We start from the raw sequence: 24,137 nt of genomic DNA on the forward strand, positions 1-24,137 counted from the left end.
CATGAGCATGACCGACCAGCGCGTGATGGCCTCCTCGGCCGTGATGGCCGCGGGCACCGTGGTGTCGCGCGCGTCGGGCTACGTCCGCAGCGCCCTGCTCGTCGCAGCGCTGGGCGCCTCGATCCGCGGCGACCTCTTCACCATCGCCAACACGCTGCCCAACATGGTCTACATCCTGCTGGCCGGCGGCATCTTCAACGCCGTCCTCGTGCCGCAGCTCGTCCGCCGCATCAGCAGCGACCCCGACGGGGGCGACGCCTACGCCAGCCGCGTCATCACGCTCTCCGCGCTCTTCCTCGGCGCGGTCAGCGTGCTGCTCGTCGTGCTGGCTCCCCTGCTCCTCCAGGTCTACCTCGACAGCCGCTACCTCGAGCCCGACCGCGCGGCCCACCTCGAGTCGATCGTGAACCTCACCCGCTGGTGCCTGCCGCAGGTGTTCTTCTACGGCATGTACGTCCTCATCGGGCAGGTCCTCAACGCACGGGGCCGGTTCGGGCCGATGATGTGGGCGCCGATCGCCAACAACCTCATCTCGGTCGGGGTGCTGGTCCTCTTCCTCGTCGTCTGGGGGCCGGTCGGGGACAGCGCCGACCAGTACGCCCCGCTGAGCGGACCCCAGGAGGTGCTCCTCGGCCTCGGCTCGACCATCGGCATCGTCGCGCAGTGCCTGGTGCTCGTCCCCTACCTCCGGGCCTCGGGGTTCAGCTACCGCCCGCGCTTCGACTTCCGCGACCCCGAGCTCAAGCACACCCTGTCCCTGGGTGTGTGGACCGTGCTCTTCGTCATCGCCACCCAGGCGGCGTACCTCGTGGTGGTGCGGCTCGCGTCGGGCGGCACCGCCGGCGGCGGCGACGGCACGGGGCTGACGGTCTACTCCAACAGCCTGCTCATCATGATGGTGCCGCACGCGATCGTCACCGTCTCGCTCGCCACCGCGATCCTGCCGCGGCTCTCCGCCCTGGCCTCCGAGGACCGCCTGGCCGAGCTCGGGAGCACGGTCGGCTCCACGCTGCGCACCGCGCTGGCCCTTGTGCTGCCCTTCGCGGTCCTCCTGCCGCTCGTCGCCGGCGACGTCGCCGCGGCCGCCTTCGGCTGGGGCGGTGGCGAGGAGCGCGCGGCGGCCTTCGCCCCCACCCTCGCCCTCTTCGGGCCGGCGCTGGTGTTCTTCACCGTCCACTACTTCATGCTCCGCGGCTTCTACGCCATGGAGATGACCCGGCTCGTGTTCTTCATCCAGCTCGCCGTCTCCGCGACCAACGTCGCCGTCGCCGTCGCCCTCGTGCCGTCCCGGCCGCCCGAGGACACCGCCCCCATGCTGGTGGTGGCCTACCTGTCGTCGTACGCCGTCGGCGCCGCGATCAGCTCGGTGCTGCTGCGGCGCACCGCGGGCGACATCGAGGGCTCGCAGCTGCTCCGGTTCCTCGTCCGGATGGCGCTCGTGCTCGCCGTCGCCGCCGCGGCCACCTGGGCCGCCGAGCTCGCGATGTCCGGGCTCGGGGAGCGCCCCGGACCTCTCGTCGCGCTCCTACGGGGCGGGCTGAGCGGGCTCGCCGGCTGCGTCGTGCTGCTCCTCGGCGCCCGGCTCCTGCACGTGCGCGAGGTGACCAGCCTCGTCGACATGGTCGCGGCGCGCCTGCACAGGCGATGAGACTGCCTAGAGTGGCCGCAAGCACGGCGACGGCGCTCGTGCGACGGTCGTGCCGGGGCGGGCAACAGGTCAGTGGGAGCGAGGTGAGCGGTGCCGACGTCGATGCAGGCAGGTGACGTGCTCGCCGAGCGCTACCGGCTCGACGACCTGCTGGCCGAGAACGGGACCGGCCGCTTCTGGCGTGCCCACGACCTCGTGCTCCACCGGCCGGTGTCGGTCCACCTCCTCGACGCCGGCGACGAGCGCGCCGAGGCGATGCTCGAGGCGGCCCGGCGCACCGGCCCGGTCATCAACCGCCGGCTGCTGCGCGTGCTCGACGCGGAGATCGCCGACGGCCGCTGCTACGTCGTCAACGAGTGGGGGCAGGGCGAGTCGCTCGACATCCTGCTGACCCGCGAGGGTCCGCTGGCCCCGCGGCGCGCGGCCTGGCTGGTCGGGGAGGTGGCCGAGAGCATCGCCGAGGCGCACGCGTCCGGCCTCGCCCACGGGTGCCTGGCGCCCGAGAACGTCCTGGTCGACCAGCACGGGCAGATCCGGATCATCGGCTTCGGCGTCGAGGCCGCCCTCCGCGGCCTGCCGCCCGGTCGCCTCAACGTCGACGAGGTCGACCTCGCCGGCCTGCTCTACAGCGCGCTGACCGGCAAGTGGGCCGGCGTCTCGGAGTCCGCCGTGCCACCGGCGCCGGAGGTGCACGGCGAGGTGCTGCGGCCCCGGCGCGTGCGGGCCGGCATCCCCCGGATGCTCGACGCGCTGTGCGACCAGGTCCTCAACCCCCAGCACGCGCCCGGGACCGAGGGCTCCGACTTCACCGCCCACCGCATCTGCGAGATGCTCCACGACTACGTCGGGGACACCACCGGGACGCTGCCCCCGGTCGCCGCGCTCCGGCCCACCCCGCCGCCGGCCCAGGTCCAGCCGGCCATCCTGCCGACCACGACCGTCCCGGTGGCGGGTGACGAGGCCGGCGAGGCCGACGGCACCGACGACGCCACCGGGACCGACGCCGGGCCGGCCGAGCTGACCGCCACCCACGCCGTCCGCACCGACCCGACCGCCACCGTGGTGACCGCGCCGGTCCCGGCCGAGGAACGCGCGAGCGGTGACGGGACCGACGACGCGCCCGCCGACCCGCCCGACGAGCCGCCAGTCGACGCGCCCGCCGAGGCTGCGCCCACCCCGGTCGCCGACCTCCCGACGGAGGCCGGGATGCCGGTCTTCCACGACGACGACGAGGTCGACTGGCTGCGCGCTCGCGCCGACAAGCCGGCGCCACCCCCGCCCCTGGCCGACCCCCAGCCCAAGCCCCTCTTCGCGCCCGACCCGCCGGAGGGCGAGCCCGTACGCCGTCCGCGTCCCGGCAGCCGGGCGCCCGGCGGCGACTACTGGCCGTGGGACTCCAGCCAGGACTCGGGCCGGGACTCCGGCCGGGACTCCGGCGTACGTCCCGTCGGGCGGGACACCGGCTCGTGGGCGTCCGGCGCGTGGGCGGAGGACCGCTGGGGCACCGGCGAGGGACTCGAGGACACCGGCGACCAGGTGCCCGGCCGGACCTGGATCCGGCTGGCGATGATCGTCGCGATCTGCCTGCTCGTGGGCGTCGCGGCGGTGGCCGCCTACCAGCTGGGGCTGCGGCCGCCGACCCCCGACTCCAGCAGCGACGACCCGACGCCCAGCGCGAGCCCCGCGGCGGCCGAGCCGACGCCGTTCACCGACCTCGCGGCCGACGACTTCGACCCGCAGGGGACCGACGGCCAGCAGGAGAACCCGGACACCGTGCCGACCGTCCTCGACGGCGACCCCGCCACGTCGTGGACCACCTCGACCTACGAGCAGAACTTCGGCCCCGCCGGCCTCAAGACCGGGGTGGGCCTCGTCATCGACCTCGGCGGCACCCGTGCGGTGCGGCAGGTCCGGGTGACGACGGAGGGCGGCCAGACCTCGCTCGCCACCTACGTCACCTCCGAGGCGCCGACCGGCGTCGCCGAGCTGACGCCCGTCGGCACCGCGTCCGGGACCGGGGAGCTCACCGTCGACCTGGCCGAGCCCGTGTCCGGCCAGTACGTCACGGTGTGGCTCACGCTCCTCCCACCGGTCGACGGCGGCTTCCGGGGGACGATCTCCGAGGTGCAGGTGCTCGGATGACCACCGGCGCGAGCGACGCCCGCACCGATCCGCGGTCGGACCAGGAGCTGCTCCGGGCCCACGTCGACGGCGACGCGGACGCGTTCGGCGTCCTGTTCACCCGCCACCGCGACCGGCTCTGGGCGGTCGCGCTCCGCACGATGGGCAATCCCGAGGACGCCGCCGACGGCCTCCAGGACGGCATGATCGCCGCCTTCCGACGGGCCGGCTCCTTCCGCGGCGAGGCGGCGGTCACGACCTGGCTGCACCGCGTGGTGGTCAACGCCTGCCTCGACCGGATCCGCGCCGCCAAGATCCGGCGCCTCGACGCCCTGCCCGACGACGTCGAGGACCGCGGCACCCTGGTGGCGACCGCCGTCCACGACGACCAGCCGGACGCGGCGGCCGAGGACGCCGAGCGACGCCGGCGGGTGCTCGACGCGCTCGCCACGCTGCCGGCCGAGCAGCGCGCCGCGCTCGTGCTCGTCGACATGGAGGGCTACCCCGTCGCGGAGGTCGCCGAGATGCTCGGCTGCGCCGAGGGCACCGTGAAGTCGCGCTGCTCGCGCGGGCGCACCAAGCTCGCCACCCTGCTGGCCGACCTGCACCACCCGGCCGGTGACCCGCCTCACGGGAACCCGCCGCCCGACGGCCCCGTCCAACCCAGCGTCCGCCCGCGGGGACCGCCCGTGCCCTGAGCCCGACCCCGTGTGACCGACCCCTTCTGTCCGACCCCGCAGCACGACCCCGCAGCACCATCCCGCAGCACGACCCCTGACCTGCACCGAGGAGGTGACCCGATGTCCGATGCCGGACTGCCGCCCGACCAGGAGGCCGTACGCCGCCTCCTCGCCGAGGCGCGCCACGACGGGCCGCCGCCTCCCGAGGTCGTCGCCCGCCTCGACGAGACGCTCGCCGCCCTCGCCGCGGAGCGGGTGGACGGCCCTCCGCGTCGCTCGGGCGCGCACGAGGCACCGGACGCGCCGGTCGTCGACCTGGGTGCGCGTCGCCGGCGCCTGGCCGGCGTCGGCCTCCTCGCCGCGGCGGCCGTGGTCGTCGCCGGCGTCGCGATCGGCCAGGGCCTGCCCGGGGTCGGCGGCGGTGACGACGCCGGCTCGAGCGCCGGTGGGGCCGCCGACAGCAGCACCTCGAGCCAGCAGGACGACGGCCAGTCCGGGCAGGACCGATCTGCCCCGACCGACGACGGCTCCGCCGAGCTGGCGCCCGAGGCGTTGAAGAGCTCCGGGGCGGCGGCGCCCGGGGCCGACGTACCCGCGGTGTCCTCGGCCGACGCGGACCTCGACGACCAGCTGGTGGCCCTCCGCCGCGGCCTCCGCGCGGACCCGACGCGCGTGGAGCTGCTCGACGGGATGCGCGCACTGGCCGACTGCGGGCTGCCCGACCTCGGCCCGGGGCGACGCCTCGTCGCCGAGGTCGACGGCCGACCCGGCGTGGTCGTGTTCCGGCGCGCCGACGGCTACGCCCAGCAGGCGGAGGTCTACGTGTGCGGCACGCCCGAGCCGGTGCGCACGGTCTCGCTGCCCGCACGCTGAGCGCGCCGGCGACGACTCCCCCTCGGGAAGAACGCTGGCCTACGATCGGTTGAGGACGTCATACGCCCCACCTCCAGCCCCACCCAGCCGCACCTTCAGGAGTCACTGACCGCTCATGAGCACCAGCACCGAGACCCGCAACGTCATCATCATCGGTTCGGGGCCCTCGGGCTACACGGCCGCCGTCTACGCGGCCCGTGCAGCTCTCCAGCCGCTCGTGCTCGAGGGGTCGGTGACGGCCGGCGGCGCGCTGATGAACACCACCGAGGTGGAGAACTTCCCCGGCTTCCGCGACGGGATCATGGGCCCGGCGCTGATGGACGAGATGCGCGCCCAGGCCGAGCGCTTCGGCGCCGAGCTGATCGCCGACGACGTCGTCGAGGTCGACCTCACCGGTGACGTGAAGGTCGTGAAGACGGCCACCGACACCTACACCGCGCGCTCGGTGATCCTCGCGACGGGCTCGGGCTACCGCAAGCTCGGCCTGCCGCGCGAGGACGAGCTCTCGGGTCGCGGCGTCTCGTGGTGCGCCACCTGCGACGGGTTCTTCTTCCGCGAGCAGGCCATCGCCGTGGTGGGCGGCGGCGACTCCGCGATCGAGGAGGCCACCTTCCTGACCCGCTTCGGCTCGAAGGTCTACCTCATCCACCGCCGCGACGAGCTGCGCGCCTCGAAGATCATGCAGGAGCGCGCCTTCGCCGACCCCAAGCTCGAGATGGTGTGGAACTCGGAGGTCGCCGCGATCAACGGCGGTGACCGCCTCGAGTCGATCACACTGCGCGACACCATCACCGGCGAGGAGCGACAGCTCGACGTCACGGGCCTCTTCATCGCCATCGGGCACGACCCGCGCTCGGAGCTGCTGACCGGCCAGGTCGACCTCGACGACGACGGCTACGTCCTCGTCGGCCACCCGTCGACCGCGACCAACCTGCCCGGGGTGTTCGCCGCGGGCGACCTCGTCGACCACCACTACCGCCAGGCGATCACCGCCGCCGGCACCGGCTGCGCGGCCGCGCTCGACGCCGAGCGCTTCATCGCCGCCCTCGACCACGAGGCCTCCACGGCCGGCGAGGCCGCCGCGGTGGTCCAGGCGATCGAGGAAGAGGTCCAGACCGCCGGAGCCTGAGGCTCCCGTCCGGGGCGACCCGCCCACCGACGCCGGGAACAAGTGTCGGTGGGGTGGTGTTGACTCGGATGTCCCCCCACACGACCAACGAAAGGGCACTCCCGTGGCCAACATCGCCGCCGTGACCGACGCCGAGTTCGAGGCGCAGGTCCTCAAGTCCGACAAGCCCGTCCTGGTGGACTTCTGGGCGGAGTGGTGCGGTCCGTGCCGCCAGGTCGCCCCGATCCTCGACGAGCTCAACAAGGAGCACGGTGAGAAGCTGACGTTCCTCAAGATGAACGTCGACGAGAACCCCGTGACCCCCTCGTCCTACCGCGTCACCGGCATCCCGACCATCAACGTCTACCAGGGCGGCGAGGTCGTGAAGTCCATCGTGGGCGCCAAGCCCAAGGCCGCGCTCCTCAAGGAGCTCGAGGGCCTCATCTGAGACACCCAGTCGAGCGCGCTGGCGCGCTCGACGGGGGCGTGGTCTAGTCGCCTGAGGCGGCCCGCACCGATCCGATCGGGCGGGTCGCCTTCTGCGTGGGCCGCACGACGCCCCACATGCGCTCCAGCGCCAGCTCCACCTCGTCCTTCCACCGCAGGGTGGTGCGCAGGTCCATCCGCATCCTCGGGGTCGTGGGGTGGGCGCGCTGCGTCCGGAAGCCGACGCTGCCGAGGAACTCCGCCGGCAGCACGCACCCGTCCGGCCGGCCGCGCGTGTCGCCGTACGCCTCGATCGCGGTGTGCCCGCGCTCGACGAGGTCGGCGGCCATCGCCTGCACCAGCACCCGCCCCAGCCCGCCGCCGCGCAGCCCGGGGTCGATCCACGCGGTCGCCGCGACCACGACCTCGGGCGAGGTCGTCGCGGTCGGCAGCGCCGCCGCCCCGGGCAGGTAGGCGGCGGGGGCGTAGACGATGTGACCGACCGTCCGGCCGTCGACGCGCACCACGCGGCCGCACGAGCCCCAGTCGCGCAGGACCCCGGAGAGCCAGCGCTCCTTCTCCGCGACGCGCTGCTGCTCGTCGAGCCGGGCCCGGTCGACCGGGCCCAGCTCCCAGAACAGGCACGCCCGGACCGGGTCGGCCAGCTCCGCGAGGTGGTCGACCGTCAGGCGCGCGGTCTTGCGGGACACGTCCTCGATGCTAGGGCACGACGGCGCCTGAGAGGATGGCGCCGTGCGACCGATCCGACAGAGCAAGAAGCTGCAAGGCGTCCGCTACGACGTGCGCGGGCCGATCCTCGTCGAGGCGCAGCGGCTCGAGGCCGAGGGCCACCGGATCCTCAAGCTCAACATCGGCAACACCGCGCCGTTCGGCTTCGAGGCCCCCGAGCAGATCCTCGCCGACATGATGCACCACCTGCCGCAGTCGCAGGGGTACGCCGACTCGCAGGGGATCTGGTCGGCCCGGACCGCGGTCATGCACTACTACCAGTCCCACGGCCTGCGCGACGTCGGGGTGGAGGACATCTTCATCGGCAACGGCGTCTCCGAGCTGATCTCGATGGTGCTGCAGGCCTTCGTCGACGACGGCAACGAGATCCTCGTCCCGTCGCCGGACTACCCGCTGTGGACGGGCGCTGTCACGCTCGCCGGCGGCATCCCGGTGCACTACCGCTGCGACGAGGACGACAACTGGAACCCGGACCTCGCCGACATCGAGGCGAAGATCACCGAGAACACCCACGCCCTGGTGATCATCAACCCCAACAACCCGACGGGCGCCGTCTACAGCGAGGCGACGGTCAAGGCGTTGGTCGACATCGCGCGCCGGCACCAGCTGGTCGTGATGGCCGACGAGATCTACGAGAAGATCCTGTTCGAGGACGCGCAGCACCACCACGTCGCCACCCACGGCGGCAACGACGTGCTGTGCCTGACCTTCTCCGGGCTCTCGAAGGCCTACCGCGTCTGCGGCTTCCGCGCCGGCTGGGTGATGATCTCCGGCCCCAAGGAGCTGGCGACCGACTTCCTCGAGGGGCTCACCCTCATCGCCAACATGCGGATGTGCGCCAACGTCCCGGCGCAGCACGCGATCCAGACGGCGCTGGGCGGCTACCAGTCGGTCGAGGAGCTCATCGGGCCCGGTGGCCGCTTCTACGAGCAGTCGATGCTCGCCCACGACCTGCTCAACGCCATCCCGGGCGTCAGCAACGTCAGGCCGCGTGGCGCGCTCTACTGCTTCCCGCGCCTGGACCCCGAGGTCTACGCGATCGAGGATGACCAGGCCTTCGTCATCGACCTGCTGCGGGCCAAGAAGATCCTCGTGACGCACGGGACGGGCTTCAACTGGCCCACCCCCGACCACTTCCGGCTCGTCACGCTGCCGGAGGCGAGCGTCCTCGAGGAGGCCATCGGCCGGATCGCCGACTTCCTCGCCACCCGGCGCTGACGACGCGGTGAGTCGCCTGTCACGAAGGCTCGCCCGCCTCTGCGCGGGACCCTAGGCTCCCCCCATGCGCGACGTGACCTACCCGCCGATCATCCTGACCGCGAAGGCGGCGTTCCGGGCGCTCGGCCAGCGCTTCCAGATGACGGGCACCGAGCACGTGCCGCGCGAGGGCGGCGTGCTGCTGGCCTTCAACCACGTGAGCTACCTGGACTTCATCTACGGCGGGCTGGCCGCGAACCCGTCGGGACGCCTCGTGCGCTTCATGGCCAAGCGGGAGATCTTCGACCACGCCGTGGGCGGCCCGGTGATGCGCTCGATGCACCACATCGAGGTCGACCGCGGCGAGGGCATCGCCAGCTTCCACGCCGCCGTCGAGCGGCTCCGGGCCGGTGACGCGGTCGGCATCTTCCCGGAGGCGACGATCTCGCGCTCGATGGAGCTCAAGGAGCTCAAGACCGGAGCCGTACGCATCGCGGCGGCGGCCGGCGTACCGGTGCTGCCGGTCATCCTGTGGGGCACGCAGCGGATGATGACCAAGGACCACCCGCGCGACTTCTCCCGCGGCAAGACCATCGCCATCCGCGTCGGCGAGCCGCTGCACCCCACCGGTGACGACCCTGTCGCGGAGACCGCCGTGCTGCGGGCGCGGATGGTCGAGCTGCTGGCGGAGACGGTGCGCGCCTACCCGGCCGCCGAGCAGCCGCCGGGCGCCTGGTGGGTGCCGGCGTCGATGGGCGGCGGTGCCCCCACGCCCGAGGAGGCGGCGGCCATGGACCTCGCCGAGAAGCGAGACCGTGCCCGTCGGCGGTCCGAGAAGCGGGCAAAGCGCTAGGTCGACATGACGACCTGTCGACAGGTCGTCATGTGGATTTGTCGACATTCCGGGGCGTTCTGAGCGTGCCGCCCGTCCTTCTCGGGCTCGGGCCGGGGTAGTCCCCATCATTCGGGTCGCCCGTGGGCGCCTGGCACGACCCGTTTGATGGGGACTACCGCGCTGACGGACCGGAGGGTGATCTCGGTCGCCGGCCTCAGATCGGGCGGTCGTCCCGGTTGCGCGGGTCCATGACGTCGACGATGCGACGGAGGTCGTCGAGGCTGGCGAACTCGACGGTGATCTTGCCCTTGGCCTTGCCCAGGTCGACCTTGACGCGGGTCTCCAGCCGGTCCGAGAGCCGGTCGGCCAGCTCGGCGAGGCCGGGAGCGACGGGCTTGCGGCGTACGACGCGCGGAGCGCCGCTGTCCTCGACGCCCACCGAGACGATCTCCTCCAACCCGCGCACGGAGATGCCCTCGGCGGTCACCCGGGCGGCGAGCCGGTCCTGCAGGCCGGCGTCCTCGACGCTGAGCAGGGCGCGCGCGTGGCCGGCGGACAGCACGCCGGCCGCCACACGACGCTGGACGGCCGGCGACAGCTTGAGCAGGCGCAGCGTGTTGGAGATCTGGGGTCGCGAGCGACCGATGCGCTGCGCGAGCTCCTCGTGCGTGCAGCCGAAGTCCTCGAGCAGCTGGCCGTAGGCCGCGGCCTCCTCGAGCGGGTTGAGCTGCGAGCGGTGGAGGTTCTCCAGCAGCGCGTCGCGCAGCATGTCGTCGTCGTCGGTCTCCCGGACGATGGCGGGGATCGTCTCGCGACCGGCCTCCTGCGAGGCGCGCCATCGGCGCTCGCCCATGATCAGTTCGTACGAGTCCGTGCCGCTCCTGCGCACGACGACCGGCTGCAGCAGCCCCACCTCGCGGATGGAGTGGACCAGCTCGGCGAGGGCATCCTGGTCGAAGACCTGGCGTGGCTGCCGGGCGTTGGGTCGGACCTGGGTGATCGGGAGCTCGGCGAAGTACGCGCCCGCCACCGCGGTCAGGCCGGCACCGTCGGCGGTCGAGTCGACATCGGCGCCCGAGGTGGCCACGGCAGTGCCGTTCGAGGGGCCCGGGGAGTGGTCGGGCGACCCCGCGCTGCGGGCGTCGGACGTGGTCGGCTGGCTGGGGGAGGTCGGGATCAGCGATCCCAGGCCCCGGCCGAGACCACGACGGGGCGGCGTGGCGGCGTTCATGCGCGGTCCTCGCGGCGTTGTTCGGGGAAGGGGAGCGGCGGAGAGGAACGTCGTACGGTGCTCATGCGGGTGCTCCCTTGCTGGCGATCTCGCGGGCCGCCTCGAGGTAGGAGAGGGCGCCCGCCGACGCAGGATCGTAGGTCATCACGGTCTGCCCGTAGGACGGCGCCTCGGAGACGCGCACCGAGCGCGGGACCGCGGTCTTGAGGACCTGGTCGCCGAAGTGGCTCCGGACCTCCTCGGCCACCCCGGCGGCGAGCCGGGTGCGGGCGTCGTACATCGTCAGGAGGATCGTCGAGATGACGAGGTCCGGGTTGAGGTGCTGGCGCACCATCTCCACGGTCTCGAGGAGCATGCCGAGACCTTCGAGGGCGTAGTACTCCGCCTGGATCGGGATGAACATCTCCCGACCGGCGACCAGCGCATTGAGGGTCAGCAGGCCCAGCGAGGGTGGGCAGTCCACGAGCACGTAGTCGAACCGGTCGTCGCCGACCTCGGCGGCACTGCCGACCAGCGGGTGCGCAGCGATCGCCCGCGCGAGGCGCTGCTCGCGCGCCACGACGCTCACCAGCTCGATCTCGGCACCAGCGAGGTCGATCGTGGCCGGTACGGCCCACAGCCCCGGCAGGTCGGCGCACTCGGTCATCACCTCGACCAGTGGCCGGCCCTCGACCAGCATGTCGTACGTCGACGGCACGCCGCGGTGGTGCTCCACCCCGAGCGCGGTGGACGCGTTGCCCTGGGGGTCGAGATCGATGACGAGGACCCTCTGCCCGAGCTGCGCCAGTCCGGCCGCCACATTCACGGTGGAGGTGGTCTTCCCGACCCCACCCTTCTGGTTCGCGACGACGAGCACGCGGGTGGCCTCGGGACGCGGGACGCCCTGCTTCCGGAGGCCGCCCGTGCGGGCCAGGACGGAGTGCTGAGCCGCCTGGGCGAGCGGCGTGCCCGGATCCGCGAAGTGGGCGTCCTGCTCCGCCTTGTCGCCCGCCGTGTGAGGCGCCCAGATGGGGCGTGTTTCACGTGAAACAGACACGGCGGAGGTTTCACGTGAAACACCATCCGCACCCGCGTCCTGTGGAGGAACCGGGGCGGACTGTGGATAACTGCGCTCAGAACCGGCGTGAGGACCGGTGGATAACCCATCGGAGGCTCCGGCAGCTGTTCCGTGGTCCATGTCGGCGGCGGGACGTTCGCTCACGTCAGGACACCTCTCGCTTCACTGCACGATGGTTGCGACGGTCGCGCCGTCGCTCGGACGTTCGAGCAAGGGGCCAACCTATCCGGGACGGGTCGGCCCACGACACCCGGACGAGGGTGGTCGGTGGATCGACGACGTCGACTCCGGCCTCCAGCACCTCGGGAGGGGCACAGCGCCACCGGTCGAGAAAGGCCCGGGCCTCGTCGATCTCGTCGCGGACCGACGAGCCCTTCATCGCGACGAGCGCACCGGTGGGTGCCACGAGCGGCATCGACCATCCCAGCAGCCGCTCGAGGGGCGCGACCGCACGCGACGTGACCACGTCGAAGGTCGACGCGCCGTGCAGCTCCTCCGCACGAGCGCGCACCACGCGCACGTGGTCGAGACCGAGCTCGGCGACCACCTCGTCCAGGAACGTCGTACGCCGCAGGAGTGGCTCCACGAGCGTCAGCTGCAGGTCGGGCCGGGCGATCGCCAGGACGAGACCGGGCAGCCCCGCGCCCGTCCCGATGTCACAGACGGTCGAGCTCTCGGGGACCGCCTCGGCCAGCACCGCCGAGTTGAGCACGTGCCGCTCCCACAGGCGGGGGGCCTCGCGCGGACCGATCAGGCCGCGCACCACTCCCTCCGTGGCCAGCAGCTCCGTGTAGCGCTCGGCGAGCGGCAGGCGGTCGGACGCGAACACCCTCCGGGCCACCGCGGGCACGGAGGGTGGTCTCGATGCGGCCCCGGGGGGCCCACTCGACCCCTCGGTTTCACGTGAAACGTCGTCGCTCACGCCGGGAGGATCACCACGTGACGGTTCGGCTCGGCGCCCTCGGACTCGGAGGTCAGCCCGGCCGTGGCCACAGCGTCGTGCACGACCTTGCGCTCGAATGCGCTCATCGGCTCGAGCGAGAGCGACTCACCCGACGCGCGGACCTCGGCGATCGACGTCTCGGCCAGGGCGAGCAGGCGGGTCCGCTGCTGCGCGCGGTGTCCACCCACGTCGAGCATCAGCCGCGAGCGCTCGCCCGTCTCCCGGTAGACAGCCAGGCGGGTGAGCTCCTGGAGGGCCTCGAGCACCTCACCGTTGCGGCCCACGAGCAGGCTGAGGTCGGCGCCGCCGATCTGCACGCTGGCGCGGTCCCCCTCGACGTCCATGTCGAGGTCACCGTCGAGGTCGGCGATGTCGAGGAGCTCCTCGAGGTAGTCCGCGGCGATGTCGCCCTCGTGCTCGAGGCGCTGCAGCTTGGACGGGCGGGGGCTGTCGCCCGCCTTGCCGTCGTCCTGGGCGCCCGCGTCCAGCTCGTCCTGCGGCTCCGTGGCCTCGTTCTCGACGGCGTCGCCGTCGGTCAACTGCTCACTCACGTGTGTCTCCTGCTTCGATCGGGATGTGGTGCCGCCGGCGGCACGCAGAGAATCGTGGGGTCAGCGCTTCTTCTTGTTGCGCTGGGCGTTGTTGCGCTGGGAGCGCGTCTGCCGCTGCGGCTGCTGCCGCGCCTGCGCCTGCTCCTGGCGACGGGCCTCGGCCTCGGCCGCCAGCCGCTCCTCCTCGAGCATCGCGGGCGTCTTGATGCCCTTGCGCTCGGCCTTCGCCCGGTCCCGGTCCTCCTTGGCCTGGGCCGCGGGGGTGCCGGGGGCGGGGTTGTTGCGGATGACGTAGAACTGCTGGCCCATGGTCCACAGGTTGGAGGTGGTCCAGTAGAAGAGGACGCCCACCGGGAACGCGATGCCGCCGACGGCGAACACGACCGGGAGCACGTAGAGCAGCATCTTCTGCTGCTGCGCGTAGGGGCCCGACAGGGCGTCCGCCGGCATGTTCTTGCTCATCAGCTGGCGCTGGGTCAGGAACGTGGTCGCCGTCATGGCGAGGACGAGCACGGCAGCGAGGACTCGCACGCCGAGGTCGTCGGTGTTGAGGAAGGTGTCCGAGATCTTGGCGCCGAGGAACACCGCGTCGCCGAACTGCTCGTTGAGCTGCGTGGTCATCAGCCCGCGCTCGACCTCGGGGTTCTTCGCGGCCTGGTCGATCAGCCGGAACAGCGCGAGGAAGATCGGCATCTGCAGCAGGATCGGGAGGCACGAGGCGAACGGGTTGGTGCCCGAGTCCTTGTAGAGCTTCATCGTCTCCTGGGCGAGCTTCTCCCGGTCGTGCCCGTACTTCTTCTGCAGCTCGCGCACCTTCGGCTGGATCAGCTGCATGTTGCGGCTCGACTTGATCTGCTTCACGAACAGCGGGATCAGCGCGATCCGGATCACGAGGGTCAGCCCGATGATCGACAGCACCCAGGCGATGCCCGACGCCTCGCCGAAGATGCTGCCGAACAGCGTGTGGAAGCCCACCAGGACCGCGGAGATGACGTAGTAGAGCGGCGCCATGATGGCGCCGCCGATGTCACCGAAGAAGTCGAGCACTCAAGCTCCTCGTGTTGCAGGGGACTCCGCGACCGGTGCGGTGCGGGAGGGAACGGGGTCGTAGCCGCCGGCGGCCCAGGGGTGGCACCGGGTCAGGCGGCGTACGGACAGCCAGGTGCCACGGGTGGCGCCGTGCTCGGTGACGGCCTCGAGCGCGTACGCCGAGCAGCTCGGGTGGTAGCGGCAGACCTGCCCGTAGAGCGGGCTGATCGCGAACCGCCACGCGCGGATGACGGCGATGAGGAGGTGCTTCATGCCGTGCTCACGCGCTCGAGCGTACGGCCCAGGTCCGCACCGAGGGCGGTGTACGACGCCTCGGCCGACGCGGGGAGCGCACGGACCACGAGTGCAGCACGACCCGGGAGCTCCTCCAGTGACGGGAGGTGCTCCCGGGTCAGGTGCCGCAGTCGTCTCTTCACGCGGTTGCGCGTGGCGGCGTTGCCCACGGCCTTGCTCACCGTGAAACCCACCTGCGCAGGTCCCGGAGCCGCCTGGCCGTCCACCCACAGGTGGACGACGAGCGTGGAGCTGCCGGCACGCCGCCCGCTGCGGACGGTGCGCCGGAAGGCGGCGCTGTCTGTCAGCCGGTGGCCAGCGGAGAGCACGGCGCGGTGCCGCGAGCCCTGGCCGTCAGACGGCCAGGCTCTTGCGGCCCTTGCGGCGGCGGCTGGACAGGATCGAGCGGCCGGCACGGGTCCGCATGCGCAGGCGGAAGCCGTGCACCTTGTGGCGGCGACGGTTGTTCGGCTGGTAGGTACGCTTGCTCACGGCTTTTTCTCCGAAGGTTTCGAGGGATGTCCACTCCACAGCGAGATCGGTGCTGGCCCGGATGTCCATTCTTCGGCCGGCACCGCCCGCCCACGTGGCCACCAGGAGGCGGATCGTGGACATGCGGCACCCGTCGACACGGAGCGACCGGCCAACGGTACGCGGTGGGGAAACAGGGGGTCAAACCCACGGCGTCGGCCTGGGGGGCCGCCTGTGGATGACGTCTTGCCCAGGGCCGCGCCGCCTTGTTACGTTCCACCCCTCCGCGGTCCGCCGAAACCACGGTTCATCCAGGGTCAGCGCCGCACCGTGACCCAGGTCACACGGCACCGAGAACCGCCTCTGACCTGCACGAACGCTGGAAGGATCGCCGGCTGCAGCAGGCTTGGAGACCCGATCCCGATGGTCGGGCCAAGCAGTTCACAGCTTGTGGAGAACTCTGTGGACTGTTGCGGCTGCAAGAGCCCGTGCGAGACGCACCGGGTCAGGCATCAGGGCACGATGACGGTGGAAAGCAAGGCGATCCGGTGGATGAGCAGCAGGTAGACCTCCAGACGGCGTGGCAGCAGATCGTCGAGGACCTCCAGCCCAACCAGCGGGCCTGGCTGCGACCCAGCGTCCCGATGACCGTGCACGAGAACACGGCGATCATCGCGGTGCCCAACGACTTCACCCGCAACCAGCTCGAGGGCCGGCTCCGCAACCACATCGAGGACGCGCTCAGCGAGGCCTTCGGTCGTGAGATCCGGATGCTCGTCACGGTCAACCCCGCGCTCGAGGATGCCCAGCAGCTGGTCCCGGTCGATGAATCGCCAGATCGATCTGTCTCTTTGTCGATAAACGACCACCAAGCCTTCGACCCGACCCCGCCGGCCATGGTCGAGCACGAGCCGAGCCCCGGCCCGAGCGAGCGCCGCCCGTCGGCCCTCGAGACGCGGCTCAACCCCAAGTACACGTTCGAGACGTTCGTCATCGGGTCGTCCAACCGCTTCCCGCACGCGGCCGCGGTGGCCGTCGCTGAGGCGCCCGGCAAGGCCTACAACCCGCTCCTGGTCTACGGCGAGTCCGGCCTCGGCAAGACCCACCTGCTGCACGCGATCGGCCACTACGTCCGCAGCCTCTACAGCAACGCCAAGGTGCGCTACGTCTCGAGCGAGGAGTTCACCAACGAGTTCATCAACGCGATCCGTGACGACCGCCAGGACCGCTTCAAGCGGCGCTACCGCGACGTGGACGTGCTGCTGATCGACGACATCCAGTTCCTCGAGGGCAAGACGCAGACCCAGGAGGAGTTCTTCCACACGTTCAACACCCTCCACAACGCCAACAAGCAGATCGTGCTGACCTCCGACCGGGCGCCCAAGCGGCTCGAGGCGCTCGAGGACCGGCTGCGCAACCGGTTCGAGTGGGGGCTGATCACCGACGTCCAGCCGCCCGACCTCGAGACCCGCATCGCGATCCTGCGCAAGAAGGCGGCGATGGACCGGCTCACGGCGCCGCCGGACGTGCTCGAGTTCATCGCCTCCAAGATCCAGACCAACATCCGCGAGCTCGAGGGTGCCCTGATCCGGGTCACGGCGTTCGCCAACCTCAACCGCCAGGAGGTCGACATGACGCTGGCCGAGATCGTCCTCAAGGACCTGATCCCCGAGGGCGGCGAGCCGGAGATCACCCACGCGCTGATCATCGCCCAGACCGCCGCCTACTTCGGCGTCTCGCTCGAGGACCTCACCGGCCCCTCGCGCGGTCGGCACCTGGTGATGGCGCGCCAGATCGGGATGTACCTCTGCCGCGAGCTGACCTCGATGTCGCTGCCCCAGATCGGGCGCGAGTTCGGTGGGCGCGACCACACGACGGTCATGTACGCAGACCGCAAGATCCGCCAGCTGCTCGCCGAGCGCCGCGCTGTCTTCAACCAGGTCAGCGAGCTGACCAACCGGGTGAAGATGCAGGCCCGCCAGGCCTGAGGCCCGCCCCCACGAGGCGGCCGGTCCTGCGGACCGTGCCGCCAGCCACTGGCGTGTGGAGAACATGTGGTTCGGTCCGGCCCGTCGTCCCCACCCCCTGTGGATGCGCCGGGACGAACGACACGAACCGGCCCGGCGTCCACACCCACCGCCAGTGGGGCCGTGCTGCGTCCACACCCGTCATCCACATGGTTTCCGGGCCCTGACCTGCACGAACGCCGCTCATCCACAGTTTCCACGGACCCTATGACGACTATGGACCTGAAGACTGGTCCCCTCTCCCACCAACACCGAACGGCCCGTCCTCTGGGGAGAACCCTGCCGCGGCCACCGCGGCGCGTGGCAGGATGCACTTCCCACACGCACATGTGTGGTTCCTGCCTGCCTGCCACCCGAACGCTCCACCCCTCCTCGAGGAGACCCTTGTGAAGTTCCGCGTCGAACGCGACGTCTTCGCCGATGCCGTTGCCTGGGCGGCCCGCAGCCTCCCGGTCCGCCCGAGCTCGCCGGTCCTCGCCGGGCTGCTCATCGAGGCGAGCGACGCCGGCCTGGTGCTCTCCACCTTCGACTACGAGACCTCGGCCCGCGCCACGCTGACCGCCGAGGTCAACGACGAGGGCAAGGCCCTTGTCAGCGGCCGGCTCCTCGCCGACATCTGCCGCAGCCTGCCCGCCAAGCCGGTCGAGCTGACCCTCGAGGGACCCCGTGTCTCGCTGACCTGCGGCTCGGCCCGGTTCAGCCTCCAGACCATGCCGGTCGCTGACTACCCCACGCTCCCCGAGATGCCGTCCGCCACCGGCACCGTGTCCAGCGCCGACTTCGCCCACGCCGTCTCCCAGGCGGTCACGGCGGCCGGCCGCGACGACATGCTGCCCGTGCTCACCGGCGTACGCATCGAGATCGACGGCTCCACGATGGCGCTGCTGGCCACCGACCGCTTCCGCCTCTCGCACCGCGAGCTGACCTGGAACCCACAGTCGCCCGACGAGTCGGTCGCGGCGCTCGTGCCGGCCAAGGTCCTCGGCGACACGGCCAAGTCGCTCACCTCGGGCGCCGAGGTCACCATCGCGCTGAGCGCCAGCGGCGCCGGCGAAGGCCTCATCGGCTTCGAGGGCACCGGCCTGGGCGGCGTGCGTCGTACGACGACCCGCCTCCTCGACGGGGAGTTCCCCAAGGTCCGGTCGCTGTTCCCGGCCGAGCACCTCACCGTCGCCAAGGTCAACAAGGCCGAGCTCATCGAGACCGTCAAGCGCGTCGCGCTGGTGGCCGAGCGCAACACCGCGGTCCAGATGAAGTTCGGCGAGGACCAGATCGTGCTCGACGCCGGGTCTGGCGACGAGGCGATGGCCACCGAGGCCGTCGACGCCGACATCAACGGCGACGACCTGACCACCGGCTTCAACCCGCAGTTCCTGCTCGATGGCCTGACCGCCATCGACGGGGAGTTCGTCGACCTCGCCTTCACCCAGGCGACCAAGCCGGTCGTCATCTCCGGGACGGACGCCGCCGACGACGCGGGCACGTTCCGCTACCTGCTGATGCCGCGCCGCCTGCTCTCGTAACCTGGTCGAGCAGCCGCGAGGCACGAGCGGTGTTTCGAGACTTCCCGATCAGGGGGTCTCGACACAGCACGTCGCGACCTCGTCCCTGGGTCGCGGCGCCACTCGACCTCCCTCGACGCGCCGTGCACTCGCCCCTCGTGCCCGGCTAGTCTCGTGACATGGACATCGGACTCATCGGGCTGGGCAAGATGGGCGGCAACATGCGCGAGCGCATGCGCCGCGCGGGACTCACGGTCGTCGGCTACGACCGCAACCCCGACGTCAGCGACGTCGACTCGCTCGAGGCGCTGGTGGAGGCGTTGCCGAGCCCCAAGGTCGTGTGGGTCATGGTGCCGGCGGGCGACCCGACCCGCGCGACGGTCCGGGAGCTGTCCGGGCTGCTCGGCGAGGGCGACGTCGTGGTCGACGGCGGCAACTCCCGCTGGACCGACGACCTCGCCAACGCCGAGCTGCTCGCGGAGAAGAAGATCGGCTATGTCGACTGCGGCGTCTCCGGCGGCGTGTGGGGCCTGGAGAACGGCTACGCGCTGATGTACGGCGGCGACGAGGCCGACATCGCCAAGGTGCAGCCGGCCTTCGACGCCCTGGCGCCCGAGGGTGACTTCGGGTCGGTCCACGCCGGCAAGGTGGGCGCCGGCCACTTCTCCAAGATGGTCCACAACGGCATCGAGTACGCGATCATGCAGTCCTACGCCGAGGGCTGGGAGCTGCTCGAGGCGGTCGACATGGTCGACAACGTCACCGAGGTCTTCCGGTCCTGGCGCGAGGGCACCGTCATCCGCTCGTGGCTGCTCGACCTCATGGTCGCGGCCCTGGACGACGACCCCGGCCTGAGCAAGATCGCCGGCTACGCCGAGGACTCCGGCGAGGGCCGGTGGACCGTCGAGGCCGGCATCGAGCACGCCGTCGCCACCCCGGCGATCACCGCGGCGCTCTACGCCCGGTTCGTCTCCCGCCAGGACGACAGCCCGGCCATGAAGGCCGTCGCGGCGATGCGCAACCAGTTCGGCGGCCACGCGGTGCGGACCCCGGCCCCCAAGGGCGGCGACGCCGAGGGCGGCGGCCAGGCTCCCCAGACCGAGACGTCGCAGAAGGCCGGCGCCGGCACCACGGAGGAGCCCAGCGAGAGCTAGGGCCATGCCTTGCACGTAGCCCACCTCACCCTCCACGACTTCCGCTCCTACGCCGACATCGACGTCGCGCTCGAGCCGGGGGCGACGGCCTTCATCGGCCGCAACGGCCAGGGCAAGACCAACCTCGTCGAGGCGATCGACTACCTCTCGCGGCTGTCCTCCCACCGTGTCGCCACCGACGCGCCGCTCGTCCGCGCCGGCGCCGACCAGGCGATCGTGCGCGCCTCGGTGGTCAAGGAGGGTCGCACCGCGCTCCTCGAGGTCGAGCTCAACCCGGGTCGTGCCAACCGCGCCCGGATCAACCGCTCCCCGCTGCCGCGCCCCCGCGAGATCATCGGCCTGGTGCGGACGGTGGTCTTCGCGCCCGACGACCTCACCCTGGTCAAGGGCGACCCGTCCGACCGGCGCAAGCTCCTCGACGACCTGCTGATGCTGCGTACGCCCCGCCTGGCGGGGGTGCGCTCGGACTACGACCGGATCCTCAAGCAGCGCAACAGCCTGCTGAAGACGGCCGGGCTCGCCCGCGGCTCCTCGCGTGACGCGGCGCTGTCGACGCTCGAGATCTGGGACGACAACCTCGCGCGCGTCGGCGCCGAGGTCCTCGGCGCCCGCCTGGCGCTGGTGGAGGACCTGCGGCCCTACCTCGGCAAGGCCTACGAGGCCGTCGCACGCGGCGCGAGCCGCGACGACGCCGACCTCGAGTATCGCGCGAGCATCGACCTCACGTCGGTGGCCGCCACCACGGAGGCGCTGCAGGCCGCGCTGCTGGAGGCGGTCGCCGCGAAGCGCAAGGAGGAGCTCGACCGCGGCATCTCGCTCGTCGGCCCGCACCGCGACGAGCTGCTCCTCACCCTGGGCAACGCCGAGCTGCGGCTCCCGGTCAAGGGCTACGCCTCGCACGGGGAGTCCTGGTCCTTCGCGCTCGCGCTGCGGCTGGCGTCGTACGACCTGCTGCGCGCCGACGGCGACGACCCCATCCTCGTCCTCGACGACGTCTTCGCCGAGCTCGACACCGAGCGACGCAGCCAGCTCGCGCAGCTCGTCGCCGGCGCCGAGCAGGTGCTGGTCACCGCGGCGGTCGCGGCAGACGTACCTGCGTCCCTGCAGGGTGTGCGCTACCTGGTCGCCGACGGGACCGTGACGCGCGATGAGTGACGAGCGCCCCGATCCCCCACACGAGGCGGACGGGGACGACGTCGCCGAGCCAGGAGCCGCACCCGAGCCCGAGCACCAGCCGGACGGCCTCGACCTGGCGCGCGCCGCTGCCCGCGCCGCGGCTGCCAGCGCCGGTACGCCGCCCGCGCGGCGGCCGGCCTCCCGCACCCGGCGGCGGACGACCACGACGTCGTCCGGCGCGCGGCCCGACGACCGCGACCCCCAGCTGCTGGGGCAGGCGATGGGCCGGCTCGTCGCCAACCACGGCTGGGAGCTCGACCTCAAGGTGCAGGGCGTGTTCGGGCGGTGGGCCGAGCTGGTCGGCGACGAGGTCGCCGACCACTGCACCCCGGAGTCGTTCGACGACGGGCGGCTCGTGGTGCGGACCGACTCCACGGCCTGGGCCACCCAGCTCAAGCTGCTCGCGCCCACCGTCGTACGACGCCTTAACGAGGAGCTCGGGCACGGCACCGTCACCCTGATCGAGGTCCTCGGCCCGCACCTGCCGAGCTGGAAGAAGGGCCGGCTCTCCAGCCGGGACGGGCGCGGACCGCGCGACACCTACGGGTGATGCCGGGAGCCCCGATCTGCCGATCTGGGAGCCGCCGGACCGTATGGGGCCCCACCGACCCCCCTGTTCGGGCCTGTGAACGGGCACCATGGGGCCGCTGGGGGCATGTTTGCCGCCGAATCCATCCCCCGCCCGGGGCGGTTACTTCGGTGAAGCCCCGCTGAGGGGTAGCATGGGGCTTACGAGTCGCACGTCGTGTTGCCCCGCAACCGCAGCGACTCGACTCATGTCGAGCGCCCCCGGACCACGCGCCGGGGCGATGAGCAGAAGGCCGTGCCTTGAGCGAAGAGAATCCCGAGTCCACCGCAGCCCCGACCCCCGATTCCGCTCCTGACCCGCAGCCCTCCGAGGCCGAGCGCGCCGCTGCGCTCGCGGCAGCGGTCGAGGAGTCCGCCGACGAGCCGGCAGCCGAGAAGCGCTCGTCGACGGCCGTCGACAAGAGCGTCGAGTACGACGCCTCCGCGATCACGGTCCTCGAGGGCCTCGAGGCGGTCCGCAAGCGACCGGGCATGTACATCGGCTCGACCGGCGAGCGCGGCCTGCACCACCTGATCTGGGAGATCGTGGACAACGGCGTCGACGAGGCGCTGGCCGGCTACGCCACCCGCATCGTGCTCACGCTGCAGGCCGACGGCGGGGTGCGCGTCGAGGACAACGGTCGCGGCATCCCGACCGACACGGCGCCGGGCCAGGAGATGCCGGCGCTCACCATGGCCCTGACCATGCTCCACGCCGGCGGCAAGTTCGGCGGCGGCGGCTACAAGGTGTCCGGTGGACTCCACGGTGTCGGCGTCTCGGTCGTCAACGCGCTGTCCACCCGCCTGGTCGCCGAGGTGAAGAACCGGGGCCACCTGTGGCGCCAGACGTTCCGGCTCGGCGTCCCCGAGGCCGACCTCGAGCAGGTCCGCCCGATGGAGGCCGGCGAGCAGACCGGCACGACGGTCACCTGGTACGCCTCGGAGGACATCTTCGAGGAGACCACCTACAACCTCGAGACCATCACCTCGCGGCTGCGCGAGATGGCGTTCCTCAACAAGGGCGTGGAGTTCGTCGTGCGCGACGAGCGGCCCGAGGCCGAGTCGCGCGTCGACGCCGTCGAGGACGACACCGTCGACAGCGAGATCGACAACGCCGGTCACGACGCCATCAAGCGCGCGGAGACGGGCGGGCTCGAGCAGGTCTTCAAGTACGACCGCGGGCTCGTCGACTACGTCGAACACCTCAACCGCCGCAAGACCGCGGCCAACGCGAGCGTCATCTCCTTCGAGGCCGAGACCGCCGAGGGCGCCACGGGCCAGCACATGAGCCTCGAGGTCGCGATGCAGTGGAACACCTCCTACACCGAGTCGGTCCACACCTTCGCCAACAACATCAACACCCACGAGGGCGGGACCCACGAGGAGGGCTTCCGCGCCTCCCTGACCTCGCTGGTCAACAACTGGGGCGAGGAGTGGGGCCTGATCAAGAAGAAGGAGGACCGGGTCTCCGGCGACGACATCCGCGAGGGCCTGACCGCCATCATCTCGATCAAGCTCTCCGAGCCGCAGTTCGAGGGCCAGACCAAGACCAAGCTCGGCAACACCGAGGCCAAGGGCTTCGCCCAGCGGATCATGAACGACCAGCTCGGTGCCTGGTTCGAGCAGAACCCGGCCGAGGGCCGCGACATCGTCCGCAAGTCCCAGGCCGCCGCCAGCGCCCGCATCGCCGCCCGCAAGGCGCGCGAGCTCGCCCGCGGCCGCAAGGGCCTGCTCGGCGGCGGCGGCCTCCCCGGCAAGCTGAGCGACTGCCAGTCGACCAACCCGGAGGAGTGCGAGGTCTTCATCGTCGAGGGCGACTCGGCCGGTGGCTCCGCCCGTCAGGGCCGCGACCCGCGCATCCAGGCGATCCTCCCGATCCGCGGCAAGATCCTCAACGTCGAGAAGGCGCGCATCGACCGCGTGCTCGCCAACACCGAGGTCCAGGCGATCATCTCCGCCCTCGGCACCGGCATCCACGAGGAGTTCGACCTCGAGAAGCTGCGCTACCACAAGGTCGTGATGATGGCCGACGCCGACGTCGACGGCCACCACATCAACACGCTCCTGCTGACGCTGCTCTTCCGGTTCATGAAGCCGCTCATCGAGCACGGCTACGTCTACATGGCGCAGCCGCCGCTCTACCGCCTGCGGTGGAACAAGCCGGCGACCCACGAGTTCGTCTACTCCGACGCCGAGCGCGACGCGCTGCTCGCCGACGGCCTGGCGCAGGGCAAGAAGCTGCCCAAGGAGAACCCGGTCCAGCGCTACAAGGGGCTCGGCGAGATGAACGCCGACGAGCTGTGGGAGACCACGATGGACCCCGACGCCCGCCTGATGAAGCAGGTCGGCCTCGACGACGCCGCGCAGGCCGACGAGATCTTCTCGATCCTCATGGGCGAGGACGTCGAGCAGCGGCGCTCCTTCATCCAGCGCAACGCCAAGGACGTCCGATTCCTCGATATCTAGGTCGCTAGCCGTCTCTACGCCCAGCCCTAGA

22 protein-coding genes and 1 pseudogene are annotated in these 24,137 nt (G+C 71.7%); 14 read left to right on the forward strand and 9 right to left on the reverse strand.

Features of this window, described 5'->3' with window-relative positions; translation table 11 throughout:
• Position 1: 1 nt before the first annotated feature.
• The 6 genes and pseudogenes from murJ to trxA all read left to right on the forward strand — a co-directional run bounded on the left by murJ (position 2) and on the right by trxA (position 6,878).
• Entirely contained in the window at positions 2-1,648 is a 1,647-nt protein-coding gene (gene murJ / locus HN031_RS07245) for a murein biosynthesis integral membrane protein MurJ (protein WP_172268271.1), read from the forward strand.
• A 90-nt stretch (positions 1,649-1,738) separates the two neighbouring features.
• Positions 1,739-3,790: a protein kinase family protein gene (locus HN031_RS07250; RefSeq protein WP_172268274.1), complete on the forward strand. Its 2,052-nt coding sequence runs from the start codon at positions 1,739-1,741 to the stop codon at positions 3,788-3,790.
• Positions 3,787-4,467, forward strand: a complete 681-nt coding sequence (gene sigM, locus HN031_RS07255) for an RNA polymerase sigma factor SigM (protein ID WP_172268277.1) — start codon at positions 3,787-3,789, stop codon at positions 4,465-4,467. The genes HN031_RS07250 and sigM overlap by 4 nt, the downstream gene beginning before the upstream one ends.
• Positions 4,468-4,569: 102 nt before the next feature.
• Positions 4,570-5,322 carry a hypothetical protein gene (locus HN031_RS07260; protein ID WP_172268280.1) on the forward strand — a complete coding sequence of 251 codons (753 nt, stop codon included), beginning with the start codon at positions 4,570-4,572 and terminating at the stop codon, positions 5,320-5,322.
• A 60-nt stretch (positions 5,323-5,382) separates the two neighbouring features.
• Positions 5,383-6,451: pseudogene (trxB, locus tag HN031_RS07265) on the forward strand (thioredoxin-disulfide reductase).
• Between the two features lie 103 nt (positions 6,452-6,554).
• Positions 6,555-6,878 carry a thioredoxin gene (trxA, locus tag HN031_RS07270; protein WP_322423660.1) on the forward strand — a complete coding sequence of 108 codons (324 nt, stop codon included), beginning with the start codon at positions 6,555-6,557 and terminating at the stop codon, positions 6,876-6,878.
• A 43-nt stretch (positions 6,879-6,921) separates the two neighbouring features.
• On the opposite strand, the gene HN031_RS07275 is transcribed toward trxA, so the two are convergent.
• On the reverse strand, positions 6,922-7,566 hold the full coding sequence (locus tag HN031_RS07275) for a GNAT family N-acetyltransferase (protein ID WP_172268286.1): 645 nt from the start codon (positions 7,564-7,566) through the stop codon (positions 6,922-6,924).
• A 43-nt stretch (positions 7,567-7,609) separates the two neighbouring features.
• Here HN031_RS07275 and HN031_RS07280 point away from each other — a divergent pair, with 43 nt between their 5' ends.
• Together HN031_RS07280 and HN031_RS07285 are read left to right on the forward strand one after the other, a co-directional pair.
• Positions 7,610-8,824, forward strand: a complete 1,215-nt coding sequence (locus HN031_RS07280; RefSeq protein ID WP_172268289.1) for a pyridoxal phosphate-dependent aminotransferase — start codon at positions 7,610-7,612, stop codon at positions 8,822-8,824.
• A 64-nt stretch (positions 8,825-8,888) separates the two neighbouring features.
• Complete coding sequence (locus tag HN031_RS07285; protein WP_172268292.1) at positions 8,889-9,656, forward strand: 1-acyl-sn-glycerol-3-phosphate acyltransferase; 768 nt, start codon at positions 8,889-8,891, stop codon at positions 9,654-9,656.
• Between the two features lie 196 nt (positions 9,657-9,852).
• Here HN031_RS07285 and HN031_RS07290 read toward each other — a convergent pair whose 3' ends face one another.
• The 8 genes from HN031_RS07290 to rpmH all read right to left on the reverse strand — a co-directional run bounded on the left by HN031_RS07290 (position 9,853) and on the right by rpmH (position 15,235).
• Positions 9,853-10,869 carry a ParB/RepB/Spo0J family partition protein gene (locus HN031_RS07290; protein ID WP_172268295.1) on the reverse strand — a complete coding sequence of 339 codons (1,017 nt, stop codon included), beginning with the start codon at positions 10,867-10,869 and terminating at the stop codon, positions 9,853-9,855.
• A gap of 61 nt (positions 10,870-10,930) precedes the next feature.
• Positions 10,931-11,782, reverse strand: coding sequence for a ParA family protein (locus HN031_RS07295; RefSeq protein WP_216652278.1), 852 nt, complete (start codon positions 11,780-11,782; stop codon positions 10,931-10,933).
• A gap of 289 nt (positions 11,783-12,071) precedes the next feature.
• Positions 12,072-12,767, reverse strand: a complete 696-nt coding sequence (gene rsmG / locus HN031_RS07300; RefSeq protein WP_367650684.1) for a 16S rRNA (guanine(527)-N(7))-methyltransferase RsmG — start codon at positions 12,765-12,767, stop codon at positions 12,072-12,074.
• Between the two features lie 77 nt (positions 12,768-12,844).
• Positions 12,845-13,300 carry a R3H domain-containing nucleic acid-binding protein gene (locus tag HN031_RS07305; protein WP_253943249.1) on the reverse strand — a complete coding sequence of 152 codons (456 nt, stop codon included), beginning with the start codon at positions 13,298-13,300 and terminating at the stop codon, positions 12,845-12,847.
• A 180-nt stretch (positions 13,301-13,480) separates the two neighbouring features.
• Positions 13,481-14,467 carry a membrane protein insertase YidC gene (gene yidC / locus HN031_RS07310; RefSeq protein ID WP_367650685.1) on the reverse strand — a complete coding sequence of 329 codons (987 nt, stop codon included), beginning with the start codon at positions 14,465-14,467 and terminating at the stop codon, positions 13,481-13,483.
• Positions 14,468-14,722, reverse strand: a complete 255-nt coding sequence (gene yidD, locus HN031_RS07315; RefSeq protein ID WP_172268301.1) for a membrane protein insertion efficiency factor YidD — start codon at positions 14,720-14,722, stop codon at positions 14,468-14,470.
• Entirely contained in the window at positions 14,719-15,159 is a 441-nt protein-coding gene (gene rnpA, locus HN031_RS07320; RefSeq protein ID WP_367650686.1) for a ribonuclease P protein component, read from the reverse strand. The genes yidD and rnpA overlap by 4 nt, the downstream gene beginning before the upstream one ends.
• Positions 15,098-15,235, reverse strand: coding sequence for a 50S ribosomal protein L34 (gene rpmH / locus HN031_RS07325; RefSeq protein WP_056156542.1), 138 nt, complete (start codon positions 15,233-15,235; stop codon positions 15,098-15,100). The genes rnpA and rpmH overlap by 62 nt, the downstream gene beginning before the upstream one ends.
• A gap of 569 nt (positions 15,236-15,804) precedes the next feature.
• Here rpmH and dnaA point away from each other — a divergent pair.
• The 6 genes from dnaA to gyrB all read left to right on the forward strand — a co-directional run bounded on the left by dnaA (position 15,805) and on the right by gyrB (position 24,106).
• Positions 15,805-17,202: a chromosomal replication initiator protein DnaA gene (gene dnaA, locus HN031_RS07330; protein ID WP_367650773.1), complete on the forward strand. Its 1,398-nt coding sequence runs from the start codon at positions 15,805-15,807 to the stop codon at positions 17,200-17,202.
• Positions 17,203-17,627: 425 nt separating this feature from the next.
• Positions 17,628-18,764 (forward strand): DNA polymerase III subunit beta, encoded by a 1,137-nt coding sequence (gene dnaN / locus HN031_RS07335; protein ID WP_172268310.1) that lies wholly within the window; start codon positions 17,628-17,630, stop codon positions 18,762-18,764.
• A 158-nt stretch (positions 18,765-18,922) separates the two neighbouring features.
• Positions 18,923-19,897 (forward strand): phosphogluconate dehydrogenase (NAD(+)-dependent, decarboxylating), encoded by a 975-nt coding sequence (gnd, locus tag HN031_RS07340; protein WP_172268313.1) that lies wholly within the window; start codon positions 18,923-18,925, stop codon positions 19,895-19,897.
• Between the two features lie 9 nt (positions 19,898-19,906).
• Complete coding sequence (gene recF, locus HN031_RS07345; RefSeq protein ID WP_172268316.1) at positions 19,907-21,052, forward strand: DNA replication/repair protein RecF; 1,146 nt, start codon at positions 19,907-19,909, stop codon at positions 21,050-21,052.
• The gene (locus tag HN031_RS07350; RefSeq protein ID WP_172268319.1) at positions 21,045-21,623 is read left to right on the forward strand and encodes a DUF721 domain-containing protein; all 579 of its coding nucleotides are present in this window, start codon (positions 21,045-21,047) and stop codon (positions 21,621-21,623) included. The genes recF and HN031_RS07350 overlap by 8 nt, the downstream gene beginning before the upstream one ends.
• 278 nt (positions 21,624-21,901) lie before the next feature.
• Positions 21,902-24,106 (forward strand): DNA topoisomerase (ATP-hydrolyzing) subunit B, encoded by a 2,205-nt coding sequence (gene gyrB, locus HN031_RS07355; RefSeq protein ID WP_172268322.1) that lies wholly within the window; start codon positions 21,902-21,904, stop codon positions 24,104-24,106.
• The last annotated feature ends 31 nt before the right edge of the window (positions 24,107-24,137 follow it).

The sequence above is a fragment of the Nocardioides sp. zg-1308 genome (assembly GCF_013155375.1).
In the GTDB taxonomy this organism is placed as follows: Bacteria; Actinomycetota; Actinomycetes; order Propionibacteriales; family Nocardioidaceae; genus Nocardioides; species Nocardioides renjunii.

What these genes read in the sequence shown, in the direction of transcription:
- murJ (WP_172268271.1), top strand. Translation starts at nt 2, where the DNA reads ATGAGCATGACCGACCAGCGCGTGATGGCCTCCTCGGCCGTGATGGCC.
- sigM (WP_172268277.1), top strand. Translation starts at nt 3,787, where the DNA reads ATGACCACCGGCGCGAGCGACGCCCGCACCGATCCGCGGTCGGACCAG.
- HN031_RS07260 (WP_172268280.1), top strand. Translation starts at nt 4,570, where the DNA reads ATGTCCGATGCCGGACTGCCGCCCGACCAGGAGGCCGTACGCCGCCTC.
- HN031_RS07285 (WP_172268292.1), top strand. Translation starts at nt 8,889, where the DNA reads ATGCGCGACGTGACCTACCCGCCGATCATCCTGACCGCGAAGGCGGCG.
- HN031_RS07290 (WP_172268295.1), bottom strand. Translation starts at nt 10,869, where the DNA reads ATGAACGCCGCCACGCCGCCCCGTCGTGGTCTCGGCCGGGGCCTGGGA.
- yidD (WP_172268301.1), bottom strand. Translation starts at nt 14,722, where the DNA reads ATGAAGCACCTCCTCATCGCCGTCATCCGCGCGTGGCGGTTCGCGATC.
- gnd (WP_172268313.1), top strand. Translation starts at nt 18,923, where the DNA reads ATGGACATCGGACTCATCGGGCTGGGCAAGATGGGCGGCAACATGCGC.
- HN031_RS07350 (WP_172268319.1), top strand. Translation starts at nt 21,045, where the DNA reads ATGAGTGACGAGCGCCCCGATCCCCCACACGAGGCGGACGGGGACGAC.